Source organism: Mycoplasma sp. CSL7475-4 (assembly GCF_024834065.1).
Classification (GTDB): domain Bacteria; phylum Bacillota_I; class Bacilli_A; order Mycoplasmatales; family Metamycoplasmataceae; genus Mycoplasmopsis.
On sequence record NZ_JANUYA010000002.1, the window covers coordinates 56925 to 73112 of the forward strand.

Annotated in this window: 13 protein-coding genes and 8 tRNA genes; 3 read left to right on the plus strand and 18 right to left on the minus strand. The window is 32.7% G+C overall.

Annotation, left to right across the window (positions count from 1 at the left end; translation table 4 throughout):
- Positions 1-42: 42 nt before the first annotated feature.
- The 3 genes from NXS15_RS01305 to NXS15_RS01315 are packed head-to-tail and all read right to left on the minus strand — an operon-like array spanning position 43 to position 2235.
- Positions 43-408: a hypothetical protein gene (locus NXS15_RS01305; RefSeq protein ID WP_259290077.1), complete on the minus strand. Its 366-nt coding sequence runs from the start codon at positions 406-408 to the stop codon at positions 43-45.
- Positions 408-1175: an MBL fold metallo-hydrolase gene (locus tag NXS15_RS01310; RefSeq protein ID WP_259290078.1), complete on the minus strand. Its 768-nt coding sequence runs from the start codon at positions 1173-1175 to the stop codon at positions 408-410. Before NXS15_RS01310 ends, NXS15_RS01305 begins: the two co-directional genes overlap by 1 nt.
- Positions 1168-2235, minus strand: coding sequence for an AAA family ATPase (locus NXS15_RS01315; protein ID WP_259290079.1), 1068 nt, complete (start codon positions 2233-2235; stop codon positions 1168-1170). The genes NXS15_RS01310 and NXS15_RS01315 overlap by 8 nt, the downstream gene beginning before the upstream one ends.
- A 36-nt stretch (positions 2236-2271) precedes the next feature.
- Here NXS15_RS01315 and NXS15_RS01320 point away from each other — a divergent pair, with 36 nt between their 5' ends.
- Positions 2272-2796: an HNH endonuclease gene (locus NXS15_RS01320; RefSeq protein WP_259290080.1), complete on the plus strand. Its 525-nt coding sequence runs from the start codon at positions 2272-2274 to the stop codon at positions 2794-2796.
- Here the strand turns inward: NXS15_RS01320 and NXS15_RS01325 are convergent.
- From NXS15_RS01325 to NXS15_RS01385, 13 genes are all read right to left on the minus strand, one after another.
- Positions 2782-3081: a hypothetical protein gene (locus NXS15_RS01325; RefSeq protein WP_259290081.1), complete on the minus strand. Its 300-nt coding sequence runs from the start codon at positions 3079-3081 to the stop codon at positions 2782-2784. The genes NXS15_RS01320 and NXS15_RS01325 overlap by 15 nt on opposite strands.
- 13 nt (positions 3082-3094) lie before the next feature.
- Positions 3095-3451: a hypothetical protein gene (locus tag NXS15_RS01330; RefSeq protein ID WP_259290082.1), complete on the minus strand. Its 357-nt coding sequence runs from the start codon at positions 3449-3451 to the stop codon at positions 3095-3097.
- Positions 3452-3475: 24 nt separating this feature from the next.
- Positions 3476-3835 (minus strand): hypothetical protein, encoded by a 360-nt coding sequence (locus NXS15_RS01335; RefSeq protein ID WP_259290083.1) that lies wholly within the window; start codon positions 3833-3835, stop codon positions 3476-3478.
- Between the two features lie 676 nt (positions 3836-4511).
- The gene (locus NXS15_RS01340) at positions 4512-6524 is read right to left on the minus strand and encodes a leucine-rich repeat domain-containing protein (RefSeq protein WP_259290084.1); all 2013 of its coding nucleotides are present in this window, start codon (positions 6522-6524) and stop codon (positions 4512-4514) included.
- A gap of 1258 nt (positions 6525-7782) precedes the next feature.
- Positions 7783-9396 (minus strand): CTP synthase, encoded by a 1614-nt coding sequence (locus NXS15_RS01345; protein ID WP_259290085.1) that lies wholly within the window; start codon positions 9394-9396, stop codon positions 7783-7785.
- Between the two features lie 146 nt (positions 9397-9542).
- Positions 9543-9618 (minus strand) — tRNA-Phe (locus NXS15_RS01350).
- Positions 9619-9622: 4 nt separating this feature from the next.
- Positions 9623-9699 (minus strand) — tRNA-Asp (locus NXS15_RS01355).
- A gap of 3 nt (positions 9700-9702) precedes the next feature.
- Positions 9703-9779, minus strand: a tRNA-Met gene (locus tag NXS15_RS01360).
- Positions 9780-9814: 35 nt separating this feature from the next.
- A tRNA-Ser gene (locus tag NXS15_RS01365) sits at positions 9815-9907 on the minus strand.
- A gap of 1 nt (position 9908) precedes the next feature.
- Positions 9909-9984 (minus strand) — tRNA-Ile (locus tag NXS15_RS01370).
- Positions 9985-10010: 26 nt separating this feature from the next.
- A tRNA-Met gene (locus tag NXS15_RS01375) sits at positions 10011-10087 on the minus strand.
- Between the two features lie 4 nt (positions 10088-10091).
- A tRNA-Ala gene (locus NXS15_RS01380) sits at positions 10092-10168 on the minus strand.
- 2 nt (positions 10169-10170) lie between these two features.
- Positions 10171-10247: transfer RNA gene (locus NXS15_RS01385), tRNA-Pro, on the minus strand.
- Positions 10248-10402: 155 nt separating this feature from the next.
- On the opposite strand from NXS15_RS01385, the gene NXS15_RS01390 reads away from it, so the two are divergent.
- Positions 10403-11443: an HAD family hydrolase gene (locus NXS15_RS01390; RefSeq protein ID WP_259290086.1), complete on the plus strand. Its 1041-nt coding sequence runs from the start codon at positions 10403-10405 to the stop codon at positions 11441-11443.
- A 56-nt stretch (positions 11444-11499) separates the two neighbouring features.
- On the opposite strand, the gene NXS15_RS01395 is transcribed toward NXS15_RS01390, so the two are convergent.
- Complete coding sequence (locus tag NXS15_RS01395; RefSeq protein WP_259290087.1) at positions 11500-13881, minus strand: transglutaminase domain-containing protein; 2382 nt, start codon at positions 13879-13881, stop codon at positions 11500-11502.
- An 80-nt stretch (positions 13882-13961) separates the two neighbouring features.
- Positions 13962-15317: a M17 family metallopeptidase gene (locus NXS15_RS01400; protein WP_259290088.1), complete on the minus strand. Its 1356-nt coding sequence runs from the start codon at positions 15315-15317 to the stop codon at positions 13962-13964.
- Positions 15318-15643: 326 nt separating this feature from the next.
- On the opposite strand from NXS15_RS01400, the gene NXS15_RS01405 reads away from it, so the two are divergent.
- On the plus strand, positions 15644-16186 hold the full coding sequence (locus NXS15_RS01405) for a hypothetical protein (RefSeq protein WP_259290089.1): 543 nt from the start codon (positions 15644-15646) through the stop codon (positions 16184-16186).
- Positions 16187-16188: the final 2 nt, after the last annotated feature.

Consider the following 16188-nt stretch of genomic DNA (forward strand, 5'->3'; position numbering starts at 1 on the left):
TAGGATGCTCGGCCGTGTATGATGCTAGGTAAATCCCTTTCACTATTTGTTTCCTTTGTTTTTAATTTTTTCATAAAAGTACAGGCGTTGAATTTTGCCATAGTGCTTTAAGGCGTTAATGTTATTTTGTTTTATTTGCTCCATTACATAGTCAACATTATTGAAATCAACAAACACCCACACGACATGCTCGCCGTATTTTTTTGACTGTAATATTTGCGTCGACGTGGGCGAGTTTTTAAAAATGTCGTGTTTTAGTTCTAGGGCGTAAGTGTTGAAATCGTGAAAAACAAACAAGTCGGCCATTCCTTTAATTTGAAATTCCCCACCCACTGTTTTAAAATACTCGATTCCACTTTTTTTAAATTCTCGCTTAATTAGGTTTTCCAGTTTCTTTTCTTGTGCCATTAAAATTCCACACATTCCAAGGCCTGAGCCTTTAAGCGTTTGCCGTATTTGTCGCATTGTTGTAGTTCATCAAAAAAGCCCGCGGAAGAATGTATTCACACCACTTGGGATTTTATATCTCGCCCCAGTTCTTGTTCGATATATTCAACGAGTTTTTCGGCTTGCTTATTGTTAAAGTGCCCCTGGTTGCTTGTTTGCACTGCGAATTTAAAATTTGAAGGGTCTAAGTCGTGGGGGTGGTTGCTTTCAATCAAAAACAGCTTCGTTTTTGCTAATAATTCAAGATCTAACTGTTCGGGGTTAAAGCTGCCACAGTCTGTAATGTAAAGCACTCCCGTATCTAATTCTTTGTGGATTATCTGGTAGCCGAAATTAGCGACTGAATTGTGCGAAATCTTTAAGCATTTAAACACCAAGGGCGAATTAGGCAATTGTGTTATTCAGTGGGGGTTAAACGCTACGAATCTACCAACATAGGCTCCCAAACGACCGCGTTTTATTAACTCGTTTTTAACTTTTTCAGGGGCTACCACTTTGCATAAAAGTGCGTTATTAAGCACATTTTTTAAATGTCGGGTATGGTCACCATGCTCGTGCGAGATAAAGACATGACTAGCTCTTTGCAGTCAGATTCGGTTTACGTCTTGTAAATTGTGGAAAACATTGACGCCGGCGTCTAAAATAATAGTAGTGCTGAAAATATCGTCAAACATAACAGCATAAGCGTTGCCTTTTGATGATGAGCCATAGCTGTACAACTTATTCATTTGTCACCTTCGCAACTAAAACTTGATGACCTAGGAGCATTTTTTCGATTTTGTCGCTATTGTTTGCGTCTACGCGTTCGAAGTTGTCAATTAATAAAAACGTTTTAACGTCTGCCAATTCTTGGAACATTAAAGCAAACTGCAGGGCGATTTCTAATTGTTTGGTTGTGTTAAGGTTTTTATACTCTACGCCGTCGCTGATTGTTTTAATAACCATGCTATCGTTTCCGTCCCGTCCGTCTACTAATTCAATAGTGAAATCACTGCCAGCGAATTTATTTTTAACCAGAGCAATAAACGCTCTCACGATTGCATTTTCTAAGTTAGCAATGGCAGTCAATTTTTTATCTAATTCCATAATTTCAACGCTGCCCTCGGAGTATTCTTTAATGTATTTATTAACGACCAAGTCGACTGCGTCTTGTAATTCTTGCGTGTTGTCCAGTCGGTCACGTAAGTCGAATAATCATGTTGAGTTCATATTGTCTAAAAATTCGCGTTTTTGTACTCGTAGTTCTTTTTTCATCTCGTCAGGTGTTTTGCCGTCGGTTAAGACATTAAAAAGTTCAGGGGCGATAAATTTAGCAACGTTTGCTTTAAGCATAAAATTAATAAAAGTGGTTCGTTGCTCGCTACCGGCTAAGGTTGTGAAATAGTCCGGAATGCTTAAAAGTTCCCAAAATTCTCAAAAATCGTTATAAATTAAATTCATAAATTTTTTGTATTCGCTAGGTTTTAAAGCCCCAACAGGTCCGTTATTGTGGATCGATTGTCAGCCCCCATTTTGATAAGAGATTGTGAACTCGTTTTTTGTCCCATTGACAAACACATCAAACAACGCAAATAATTCAGTTTTTGGGTCTTTGGCGTTTCTTACGCCTTTCATTGTTTTAGTGTTATTAAATAAATAAGTTATGGCACTCAATTTTGTTGATTTTCCACTGGCATTTGGTCCTGTTGCGAATGGTCGTTGTATTGAACTTGTTAAGGTCTTAAACTGATTTTGGACGATAGCGTTGAATTTTTCCACAACTAACGCCATAATTTTTATTTCTTTCATTGTTTTCCTTTCGCTTCTCTTGCATATAATAAAAACATGATAAATTGAATAACTCCCTACAACTCCAAAGAATGAACCAGCCTACGAGAACAGCACCTAAACGAGCAACCTTATTGCGTAAAGTGTCATACAACGCTAAGGCTACAAGTCGACCACATTGTCCCTCATAATAATCGTGTTGAATGGTTTTTAAACCCCGACAACTTGCAGACGTTATGCATTTCACACCACGCCGAAAAAACTAATCAGTTGCGATTTTTAAAAGACTTCCCAAACTACGACATTGCTATCGATATTAAACTCAACCAAAGCAGGGGAATAATGCTGCAACAGGTTAATTTTTTAAAACAACAGGCCAGTCAATTTATTAAATACGCCAATCGCTACGAGTTTAATATCGTAGAGAATTCGCTAAGTTTTAAAATGGTGGAAAATTTAGTCACGTTATTATGTGAATTTTTTAAACGCGAGCGTTTTGTCTCACTCAATATCACAATAAAAGGCAACGAATTCGAACAATCTATTAGGCAATTTTTTGCCGACGTATTAACCAAGGTTTAAGTCATTAAGTCAAATATGCCAGTTAAGGTGGAAGTCATAATCGTCATAATATTCAGACATAAGGTCTTTAAAAGATGAAAACGGATGAATTAATTCAAGGTTGTCGCCTCTGATAATGTCAAGGTCGTTAAGACCTTCAATTTGTTTCATTTCTTTATTAATGGCACGAATTTGGGTCAGTGTTTTCGCGTCTTGTTTTTGTTTTTCTAGTCATTCGCGTTTTTCTTTTACATATAACGCAAAAGGGTGCGAATGTTTGAATTTGATAAATTCTCAAAAAGTCATGTCACTCTCCTTATTAAATAAAGCACGCCTTCGCTTCTAATTCTGCGAAATAATTAAGCACTTCGTTAAAGTCATAACCGGTCATTTGGTGTTTTCTGATAAAACCAGGCGCGATTGTTTTATTTCAGCGAATCACATCACGCTTTAAAGCAACATATCAAAACGGATCAACGTAGCCGTCTTTTATGTTTGATTTCATACCGTCATGAAAGCGACAAAAGAAATCATAAAAAGTTGTATAGTCTGGGCTCGTGATAGAACTACGAGGCTTATCAAACCCAACCCAAAAGAGTGTAGAGTTGGCAAGGTTTTTTTCTCAAAACTCGTACATTTTTAGGGCGAAATCTCAAAAATCTTTAACATTAAACATAATAAAAACTCCTTTAAGAGGCTTTTAAACAAATAAAGCACTCAAATCTAAATCAGCAAAAGCGTCAAGCACCTCGTTAAAGTCGTAACCGGTCATTTCGTATTCTTTGACAAAATCAGGCATAACAACTTTGTGTCATTCGGTCACTTCGCTTCTTAGTTTTTTGACTGCGTCTAAATCTACGCTGCCTTTTTCTTTGCTTTCTTCTAATACATCATAAAAAGTTGAAACAAACACATGGAAAAATGAAGAGTAGTCGTCGTGGTAAGTTTGGGTTTCAGCTCCTTCTTTTTCAAGTTCTGAAAGTTTTGAATTGTCGACATTTCTACGTCAAAAACTCTCCATATTGTTAATTAATTTTTTAAATTCTGTAATTTCAAACATAATAAAAACTCCTTAAAGTAATAACTCTAAGAAGTCGGGAATGTGTCAATAATTTGATATTTATCGCCATTTTTAGTGTCTCAAACAGCTTTTAAAAAGCTATCAAAAAGCCTGCTCCAATTAACAACTCTTGTTGTAAATTCAGGCTGATATTGACGCTAAATAAAAAGGATGATTTTTTAGTTTGCAAATTTTAGAAACTTTTAAATCAGAGGCAATACCGGAAAATTTAAAACTATCTTCAGCTAAAATGGCGATACATGTCAATATTTGTAATGGTGTCCGGCGCCTTTCGTAAAGAACTTTATTGGCATAATTACATATGTTAATATTTAATTTCACTAATTGAAACAATCTTTCAAATATTTTTTTGACGATGCCCTTTTAAAACACATTTAGCGTTTCCTTAATAATTTTTGATGGTGATAATAAATATTAAGTCTATTTTTACTTTTATGAATGTTGAAAGTCGTTTTTCGCTGTGTTGTAAGGCTCTTTAATTCTTTTATTATCATTTCCTCTTTTATATTCCGCTTTAAACTTATGTTTTTGAAGTGGGTCGCTGAAATTTCACTCAAAAAGTGCAATATTTTATGAAAACTAACGGGTAATTCTAATAGCTAATTTCCTGTTAGTGCATCAGTTAATAAATGAAAAACGCAGTCTTAGCTGCGAATTATTGTTGAGGTTTATGCAAGGCATTACCATAGGTGATATTTTCGTTGAATAATTCTTTAGTTAATCACTGAGGCAATTTTGAGTTACTGTGAGATAAATTTTCGCAGTTTTTGAAAGCGCGGGGACCGATCTCAGTTACATTTTGCATCTTAACACTTGTTAGAGCTGTGCAGCCTTTAAAAGCTTCTTTGCCGATCTTAGTCGCATTTGGCATCTCGATACTTGCTAGGGCTGTGCAGTCTCTAAAAGAATAAAAACCGATCTCAGTTACATTTGGCATCTTAATAGTTGTTAGAGCTGTGCAGCCCCTAAAAGAATGGAAACCGATCTCAATTACATTTGGCATCTTAATAGTTGTTAGAGCTGTGCAGTCTCTAAAAGCATTATAACCGATCTTAGTTACACTTGGCATCTCGATACTTGCTAATGCTCTATTGTTTTCAAAGGCAACGGGCGAAATAGTTTTTACTTCTTTTGACAGAACAACATTTCCGCTTGCTTGTTTTCCATCAATTAATATACCATTTACAATAGCTAATTTTTGTGGGTTTGAATCGATTAAATTTTCTAAAAATTTCGTGTTATTAAAAGAATTGCCGCCGATCTCAATTACATTTGGCATCTTAACAGTTGTTAGAGCTGTACAGTCTCCAAAAACATTATAACCGATCTTAGTTACACTTGGCATCTCGATACTTGCTAGGGCTGTGCAACCTATAAAAGCATTATCTTCAATAGTTTTTACTTCTTTTGACAGAACAACATTTCCGCTTGCTTGTTTTCCATCAATTAATATACCATTTACAATAGCTAATTTTTGTGGGTTTGAATCGATTAAATTTTCTAAAAATTTCGTGTTATTAAAAGCATTGCGATCAATATTAGTCACATTTGGCATTTCGATATTTGTTAGGGCTGTGCAGCCTTTAAAAGCTTCCTGGCCGATATTAGTCACATTTGGCATCTCGATATTTGTTAGGGCTGTGCAGCCGGAAAAAGTTCTGTACTCAATATTAGCCACAATTGGCATCTCGATGTTTGTTAGGGCTGTGCAGCCTTTAAAAGCATAGTAACTAACCTTAGTTACATTCGGCATCTCGATGCTTGCTAGGGCTGTGCAGTCTTTAAAAGCACCCCTTCCAATAGTTTTTACTTCTTTTGACAGAACAACATTTCCGCTTGCTTGTTTTCCATCAATTAATATACCATTTACAATAGCTAATTTTTGTGGGTTTGAATCGATTAAATTTTCTAAAAATTTCGTGCTATTAAAAGCATCGCGATCAATATTAGTCACATTTGGCATTTCGATATTTGTTAGGGCTGTGCAGCCTTTAAAAGCATTGGAACTGACATCAGTTACATTTGGCATCTCGATGCTTGCTAGGGCTGTGCAGTCTTTAAAAGCATAGTAACTAACCTCAGTTACATTCGGCATTGATAAATTAACTATCCAAGACATTTTATGAATGGATAATTCATCTTTAAGCATTCATTTTAAAGATTGTATATCATCAATTTGGTTGACTAGAGTATATCCATTCTTGTTCTTTGCAATAAATCCATTATCTATATATTTTTGAATATTGTTCTCATCAATAACAAAATATTTTATTTGATTATTGTTTTCGGGTTCTTTTGGATCAGTTGTTGTTGGTGTTTCGCTGCTGTTGTTTTCGGGTTCTTTTGGATTAGTTGTTGTTCCTGTTTCGTTGCTGTTGTTTTCAGGTTCTTTTGGTTTAGTTATTGTACCTATTTCATTGCTGGTGTTTTCAGGTTCATTTGGATTGGTTGTTGTTCCTGTTTCGTTGCTGTTGTTTTCAGGTTCTTTTGGTTTAGTTATTGTTCCTATTTCATTGCTGTTGTTTTCAGGTTCTTTTGGTTCGGTTGTTGTTCCTGTTTTACCTTTTTCAGGCAAATCCTTGCCATTATTACATGACAATGTGACTAATACCGAACCAATCGAAACTATTGAACTAGCTGATAAGAGAATTAATTTCTTGTTTTTCATAATAATGTTTTTCCTTTCTTAATGAGTTTTAACTTTTGCTTAATTTTATAAATTTGATTTTGTTAATTTTTTAATATTCATCTGAGCCGAATACTCTCTATATAATTGTAATTTCATCTCTTCGGAGAATCCGCAATGAAAATAAATTTATCGTCTCGTCATTGTATTAAGTCTATTTTTTATTCTTATGAATGTCAAAAGCTCTTTTTAACTGTATTTTAAAGCCCTTTAATTCTTTAATTATCATGCCATCTTCTTGATTTTATTGAGTAAATTAGCTGCTAATTATTTTCATTTAGTAAGAACAAATATTTTGGAAAGCTACGAGATTTATTTTTGATTAACAGCATTAATTTCATCTAATTGTTTAATCAAATTTATTTAAAATGTTACCTTATAACCACTTTTAAATTTACCGACCTAAGATGAACAAAATATCGACTCATCCTCCTGAAGTTTTGACCTTATCATTTCCTCCTTTATATTCTCTTTTAGACTTATGTTATTATTTTTTTTTTTTTTGAAGTGGATCGTTGAAATTTCACTTAAAAATATGAAAAAAGACAATATTTTATGAAAACTAACAGGTAATTGCAATAGCTAATTTCCTGTTAGTGTATCAGCTAATAAATGAAAAACGTAGCCTTAGCTGCGAATTATTGTTGAGGTTTGTCTAACAATAATTTCGTTGAATAATTCTTTAGTTAATCACTGAGGCAATTTTGAGTGACTGTAGGGAGTATTTTCGCAACCTTTAAATCTATCCATCATATTTAAATCAATTAAATTTCAAATATAAGGCACAATAAAAAAAGAAATTAAAGACACTAAATTTAAGATCTCAAACATTGTTCAAAGATATTGCGTAGATAGAAAATGGAAATATTTTTTGTTGATGTTTATTCATAAATACCTAAAAGATCTATATAAATGTATTTACTATAATCAACCATAAAACTAAAAATTTATGGTTTAGACTGAATAAAATCAGCAACTTAGGTTTATTTTCGATAACATCATTGATATTCAAGATTGAAATTTTAAAAATTTATTATTTATTCTAATTGCGATTTTATTATGCCGAGCAAAAACACACTGATAGAATTAAAAAATATGTGACATATATTTTTGACATAAAAATAAGATGATATAACAAAATTTATACTGAAAACACCACAGCGTGTTGCTGTGGTGTTTTTTATAAAAATGTTAATATTTTTTACCCACGTTTACTTTCTATGCTTTAAATTCAACCTTATTATTGCTTGTTTTTCCAAACAGCTTTTAAAAAGCTATCAAAAAGTGGATTCGAATTAACAACTCTTGTTGTAAATTCAGGGTGATATTGAACGCCTAAATAAAAAGGATGATTTTTTACCTCGCAAATTTCAGCCACTTTTAAATCAGGATGAATGCCAGAAAACTTAAATTCATTATCTTCTAATGAGTGGCGATATTTATCTGCTATTTCGTAACGGTGACGATGTCTTTCATAGAAAATTTTATCTCCATAAATTTTAGAAGCCAAAGTATTAGGCAAGGCTTGTATTTTGTCTTCACCTAATCTTAAAGTACCGCCTAAATTCATAGTATCTCCGTTTTCATAAAATGGAGTTAAGACAAATTCTTGATTTGTATTTTTTACTTCAAATTCTTTACTTGTTGCATTTTTCACCCCAAGACGCCGAGCTTGAGCAATCGCCATTGCTTGAAATCCTAGACATATACCAAGCGTTGGAATTTTATTCTCTCTTGTGTATTCAGCCACATCAACTTTTGAATAAAAACCACGGACTCCAAAACCTGGTAAAATCAATGCTCCATCAATGTTTTTAAACACATTTTCAATATTTTTTTCAGTAATAGTTGAAGAATCAATTAGCGAATAATTCAAATCAACATTTAGATGCGCAGCAGAGATTTTTAATGAGGAAATAATTGATAAGTAGGCATCTTCTAAGCCTGTATATTTTCCAACAAGTAAAATATTTACTGGTTTTGTTCTTTTTGCTAAATATTTCTCGATAAAATTATTTCACTCCTTATTTGCGTCCTGAATAATTTCTTTTTTAATTTGAAAGTGTTCATAAATTATCCGCACTATTCCGTATTTTTCTAAAAATAAAGGTATTTCATAAATATTAGTTTTGTCAGGAATATTAATAATATTTTGCGACGGAATAAAAGCACTTTCACTGATTTTTTTGATAATTGAACTATCAATTCCTTCTTGTGAACGCAACAATAAGATATTTGGATTAATACCAAACGAGCGCAGAGAAGCAATAGAAACTTGACTTGGTTTTGATTTATATTCCTTTGATGCACTCAGGTATGGTATAAATGCTAAATGAGTAAATAAGACATTTTTCGAATACATGCTAGCAAATTTTGATATTGCATAAATATAAGGGTTGGATTCAAGATCGCCTACAGTTCCCCCAATCTCAATTAACATAAAATCAGGCTCTTTTTTAGTAGCTTGTGTCAAAATAATGTCAATAATTTCATCAATAACATGCGGCACAATTTGAACCGTTTTTCCTAAATATTCACCCCGTCTTTCCTTTTCGAAAATTCGCGTAAAAATTCTGCCAGTTGTAAAATTAGATTCTTTTGTTAATTTAACATCAATAAATCTTTCGTAGTGTCCTAAATCTAAATCTGTTTCCCCACCATCGCTGGTTACATAAACTTCCCCGTGTTCCATTGGATTCATCACTCCTGGGTCAATATTTAAGTATGGGTCCATTTTTAGAACAAAAATACTAAATCCTTGTGCTTTTAATAAATTTCCTATACTAGCGGCACTAACCCCTTTGCCTAAACCACTTAACACACCGCCGGTTATAAAAATAAATTTTGTTTTCATAATCCTCCAAAAATTAAAAAAATAATACTTATATTATAAACAAGCACAATTTTATTGAAATAAAAAAAGCAAACAAGCTCATTTTGTTTGCATAACGATATTAAAATGTAATAAAAAAAGCCCAAAAGGGGGCGATTTTAATCATATGGTGGCTCCGGCAGGAATCGAACCAGCGACACACGGAGCTTCAATCCGTTGCTCTACCTACTGAGCTACAGAGCCACAATGGCGGTCCAGACGGGGATCGAACCCGCGATCTCCTCCGTGACAGGGAGGCGTATTAAACCACTTTACCACTGGACCATTTGGTGGCGGAGGTTGGACTTGAACCAACGACCTCAGGGTTATGAGCCCTGCGAGATACCGAGCTTCTCCACTCCGCGATGTGATAAGTTTTTTTGGGTGCCATAACAGCAAATGGCGGGTGATGAGGGATTTGAACCCCCGCGGGCCGTGAAGCCCCTGCTAGTTTTCAAGACTAGTCCCTTCAGCCGGACTTGGGTAATCACCCATGGTGGACCTAACTGGATTCGAACCGGTAACCGACCGGTTATGAGCCGGTTGCTCTAACCGTTGAGCTATAGGTCCATAACAGTTAGATTTGTTCCATATAATGGTAGCGTCGAAGAGAGTCGAACTCTTGACCTTCCGGGTATGAACCGGACGCTCTAACCAACTGAGCTACAACGCCATAATGGTGGAGGATATGGGATTCGAACCCACCACCCCCTGCGTGCAAGGCAGGTGCTCTAGCCAAATGAGCTAATCCCCCAATGGTGAAGAAGACAGGATTTGAACCTGCGACCACTTGGTCCCAAACCAAGCGCTCTACCAAGCTGAGCTACTTCTCCGCTGGCATGCTTTATCAATAAAAGCAAGATTATTATATCACAGCAAATGATAAGAAAAAGAATTTTTTTAAATTTTTTTTATTAGCTATTTTTTAAACAAAAAAGCCGTAGATGCCATGAATAATATAAAATATTATATAGGTAATGGAGATAAAATGAAACAAAGAATTAAATTAACAAAACAAAATTTTGACGAACTAAAAAAAACAATGAGCATGGATTTAGATTTATTTCTAAGTTTAACTAATATTAGCAATAAAGAAGATATAAATAAAATAATCATTTTTCGTTTCCTAAACGAACAAGATAATGATGAAATCATAGCGAAAATTAAAAATGTAAATGAAAAAGTATCTTTTGAACTATTTGGATTGAATATTAAAAATTTCGACACATTCGTTTTTGATATGGATGGAACATTATTAGATAGTAAAAAAAATATTGTGCCAAATAATTTAAAAATACTAAACCAATTACGAGCAATGGGCAAAAATATTGCGATTGCCACTGGTAGAGCTGTATTTATGTTAAAAAATTATTTAAATATTATTCCATATAATTTACCATTTTTATGTGCTAATGGTGGAATGGTTTATGATCATGTAAGTTTTGAAATGATTTCTGATTTTAATATTCCAAAAAAACAAGCAAATTTAATCATGGATAAGGCTGATGAATTAAATTTAGGCTATTATGTTTTTTGAACTAACGGTTTAGCCGGATTTAATGTTGAAAATTCACAAGATTTCAAATCTCGTGATTATTCAAAAATGATGGAGCCTGAACATTGAAGTTTAAATCCTGGCAGAAGTTTTTTAGATGATAAAACAATTTGCAAAATTTTAGTAACTTTTGATCCACACCAAAGCGAAGATATAAAAGTATTAGCCCAATTTGTTGAGCAATTTAAAAATCTAATCGGTGTGCAGACACAAAAAAACTTTTTTGACATTGGCGAACCTAGTTCAAAAGCACTGGCACTTGAATCAATAGCCCCTAAATATAATATTGATTTAGGTAGAACTGTCGCTTTTGGTGATGCTAACAATGATGCACCTACTTTTGATGTAGTTGCCTTATCATGTGCGCCACTAAATTCAATGACAAATGCTCTAGAAGGAGCCACTTTTGTTAGCGACAAAACATCAGACGAAGATTGAATATATGATTTTATAGAAAATAAACTATTAAAATAAAAATAACGAGTAAAAATAATAGTGATAGCACATCACTATTATTTTTTTATGACAAATTATTTTTCAAATTCGTATCTGAATCCATGTGACTTAGCATAGTCACTAACATAAGAATTATATTTATCGGTAACTAATGTAATATTACTAATTTTTACAAAAGCATACTCAGAAATATGATTGATAGAAGCAGGAAGATAAACTTTTTTTAACTTAGGTAAATAATTGAAAGTAAAATCAGGGATATTAGTAATTCCTTGCTCTAAATATACTTCCTCAACATTTTCCTTAAACGATATTTCTTGGCCGCTTAATTTTGTTAATGGGTGAATATAAATTTTTGTGGCCCCATCAGGAATCGAAATTAGTTGTGAATAGTCATTATTATATAAAAGACCTTTATATGAAGCGAATGAGTAATTACCCGGCTCAACTTCAATAAATTTCAATAAAGGAATATTAAATAGCTCTTTCCCATCACTTAGTGTTTTTGTGTATTTAGATATTGTTATTTTATCTTTTTGATATCCAGCAGGTGTTACTAAAATTTCACTTAAATCTTTAGTGTATAGCATTGCGTCTGAATACGCATAAACGCTATTACCTTCATCAACATTGAAACTTTCTAACTGCGCCTGCATACCTTTGTATTCAATGTTTGTAACATATTTACCAATTTGTAGCGTTTTTAAATTCTCGTTATTCAGCAGTGTATTTGCGATGTTTTCAACTTTTATATCGCCTAGTAAGTCTGGAATTACTACATGCTCACTTAAGGCGTTTTTGATTGCTAGACCTTTTCAATATTCGTATTGAATTTGATTATGGGTTAAAGTATAATTCAACACCCTTATGACACGATGGTCATTTGATATTTGTTCAGAATTCATTCTAAAATATCTTTTTTGAATAGTTCCTCAAGTCGGATCAGAATAAAATCACTCGTGTGTTTGGGGATCTTGAACTAAAACTCACTGGTGATCACCGGCCGATGATCAACCAATTACCATGACTGAATTTACACCAATCAAGTCCAACATTTCTTTGTATAAATTACTAAAACCACCACACACTGCGTATCTATACTCAATTATTTCTCAAGGATTAATATGAGGTCTATTTTTAGCATTAGCATACTTAATGTTATTTGTTATTCAATCAAAAATTGCTTCAATTTTTTCGTTCTTAGTCATTGACTCTTTAACGATAGAATTATGTAAAAATTCATTAACTTTTTGTCGTTGTGCTGGCGTATAGTTAATTTCACTGAATTTTTCAATAAATTCATTGCCGCCAAAATTTAAAAACTTGATTGCTTGATTATTAATGAATGCATTTTGAGGATTCACGCGACGATTTGTGTCTTTCAATGAGGCATTAATTGCGTCGACTTCTGGATAATTAAGCAAGGGATTGCTTTCTTGTTTATGTTTTTTTTGAGCTAACTTATTGTAGTTATCGCCGGCTCACTCAGGTTTGGCATCTTCAGAATCTTTTAGCGATTCTTTAAGCGATTTAATTTGATTAAATTGCGAACTCATCGAATCGTAGTAATTGCGCAATTCGTTCAAATAAAATTCATTATCGCTTTTTATAGTTGGAAATTTAAAATCATAGATTTGGCTTTGTAATAAATCAACAACTTCTTCGTACTTATATTTTGCTTCATTTTTTGTTGAGGATAAATAATCACTTAGTTCATTTCTTAAATCAGTCAATTTAACTTCAAATTCGGCAATTTTTTGTTCAAAATCAACAGTATTTTCTTGCTGTTTTTCATTTTTATCTGTGTTGTGTTCTCGATCATCAGCAATGTTATTTTCATCTTTATTGTCTTTAACCTCAATATTTTTGTTGGTTTTTTGATCAGTGTTTTTATTTGCTTGCTCGTTTTTTTCACTATCGTCATTATTATTAGACTCTATATGCTGACCATTGTTAGATCGATTATCGCTTTCAACATCTTTATTTTCAGTGTTTTGTACCTTAGTGTCATTGTCGTCTTCGCTTGTATTGTCATTATTTTGCGATCCATGATTGTTATCGCTCGAACCAACTTGATGATTATTTACAGGTTCGCTTTCATCTTTTGTGTGTTTGCTGTTGGTTTTTTCCGACTCATTTTGATTATTTTCATTCACCCTGTCGTTTCTTTTATCATTGCTACTGTCATTGGGAGTAGGTTTTTGCTTATCAACGGTTGGTTTTGATGGTTTATTGTGTTCATTATTATCGTTATTAACAACGTTCATAGTTTTGTTTTTCGGTTCGCCAATATCATTATTTTTCTCAGTTGTCGCAACACTATTAGCGATGTTATTATCATCTTGTTCATTGTTACTGCTTGTTTTTTTAGTATTTGAGCACGAAACTGCCATCACATTTAAAGCTAGACTAAGCGGGATACTAAATAATAATTTTTTTGGACTTCGTTTTTTCATATTTACCTCATTTTCATTATTATAATATGAATAAAACACAGCGGGAATCAAAAAAAACAGGCATGGCCTGTTTTTATAAATTATTTTTGGATCGCAAATTCAACTAATGTATCAAGCAATGCACCCATTGGTTTGCCTTTTCTATCGGCGGTTCCTGCAATATCACAGTGAATGTATGGAACATTGTTAGTAAATTCTTTTAGGAACATTGCCGCAGTGTTGTGATCTGATGTTTCATCATTGTTGTAATTATTTAAATCGGCAACAATACTTGCGGTATTAGGTTCATGGAAATCTTCGTGTAGTGGCATTCTTCAAACTTTTTCACGTGCTATTTTTGCCGCTTTTTCAAATATTTTTCAATTTTGCTCATCTGTTGACCAAATACCAGAGTAATCAAGTCCTAATGTTCTAACCATTGCACCGGTTAATGTTGCAACATCAACTAATGTTGTGGCATTTAAAACTGTCGCACCATAATATAATCCGTCAGCTAAAACAAGACGACCTTCAGCATCAGTGTCTGTAACTTCGACCGAAATTCCAGCCATTGAATCATACACATTTTCCGGCAATGAAGCATCACCATCTTGGCGGTTATCAGTAATACACATTACTGCTGCTAAATTTTTCTTAATTTTTAATTCAGCTGCAGTTTTAACTGTGTAAGCAGTTATAACTGAACCTGACATGTCATATTTCATACCTTCCATATGATAACCTTTGGTATTCATCCCACCGGTGTCAAAAGTAATACCTTTTCCAACATAAACAATTTTTTCGTCTGAATCAGGATTCCCGTTGTACTCAATAACTACAACCCGTGGAGCGTGTGTTGAACCTTTATTGACTGACAAAATAAGACCCATACCTAAATCGCTGATGTCATTTTTTCTCAGTACTGTTACTTTTAAATCTTCATTTTGTTCGAATTCTTCTTTAATAACATCGGCCAATGTTTCAGAATTTAAAAAGTTTTCTGGCATCACTTGTAAATTTCTAACCGAGTTTTTATTCAAGGCAATAATTGCGTATTTTTGTGCTATTTCAGTAAAAGAGGCATCTGGTAATAGGAATGTGAATTGTTTTTTTTCTGGTGCTTCTTTTTTCTTGTTAAACAAAACAGCCTCATAGAAAAATATTTTTGAATAAAATGCTTTAATTACAGCATCCATATCTAATTTTTTCGTTACAAATGTTTTTAAGTCTATTTGATAGTTTCTATTGCTTGTTACAATGAATTTATCAATAAAATTAAGTAGTTGATCATAATTCAAATCTTTTTCAATATAAATAAATGCTTCTTTGTTTTCGATAAACTCAGTAATAGCACCGTTTTTTGTTGAAATTTTTGGACTAATTTCATGATCTATTTGACCACAAACTGCTTTTAATAAGAAATTTTCATTTCTAAATGTTGAATAATATTTAATCATTATCCCTCCTGTATGAGTAATATTATACACGGAAATCAACACTTAACCGACTTGTTGGAATGATAACTTTAAGTAATTTTTAGTGCGATTATTTTTCAATGCATTCAACACATCTCAATTGTGTTATTTTGCTTTTATTTTCTAGTTTAATAATTTTTTCCTTTTTGTGTTTATAAAAGAAAAATAAGTAATTTATCTATATGAAAATAAATAATGAAATTTTTAAAAGTATAGTTATTAAATATTTTAATTTTTTAATCAAAACATCTACGATCGACATTTTGCGTTGGCCCAGTGCGATCAACAAATATCGAATACGAATAATAGTGTATTGATCAAAAGAATTTTTCTTCCATAGTCTTGGCTTAAAGCGTAAATTTTTAGGTTTAAATAAAGATTACAATATCTACAATTTTTTCTATGAAATTACTCATAATATTAAAGATTTTGACTGAATTTGTGCCAAATTGCCAAGGAAATACCGTGATAATTTTTTTAAAAAAGTAAAAGCTATTTTATTCTTTTTAACCAAATTAGAAAGCACGAATATTTTTGATTGATTTAAGTTCAAACCTTTAAAAAATGAAGATGGAACATATAATCACAGTGAATGTATATTGATAGGTGATTGAGGAAATTCATATCAAATAATTCTCTCGTGCAAAATCGGTAATAAATATCATCTTGATATCAGTAAGCACCGCTCAATTTATTGAAACCAAATGCGCAATACAATTAACATAGTTGTTATACCTATTTCAATTAAATTAGCAAGAAAAAATAAGGTTAACTCAATGAATTTATTCAAAATTAATTGATGTTTTAGAAATTTAAAGCAAAATAAAAAACGAGCAACGAGTGCTCGTTAATT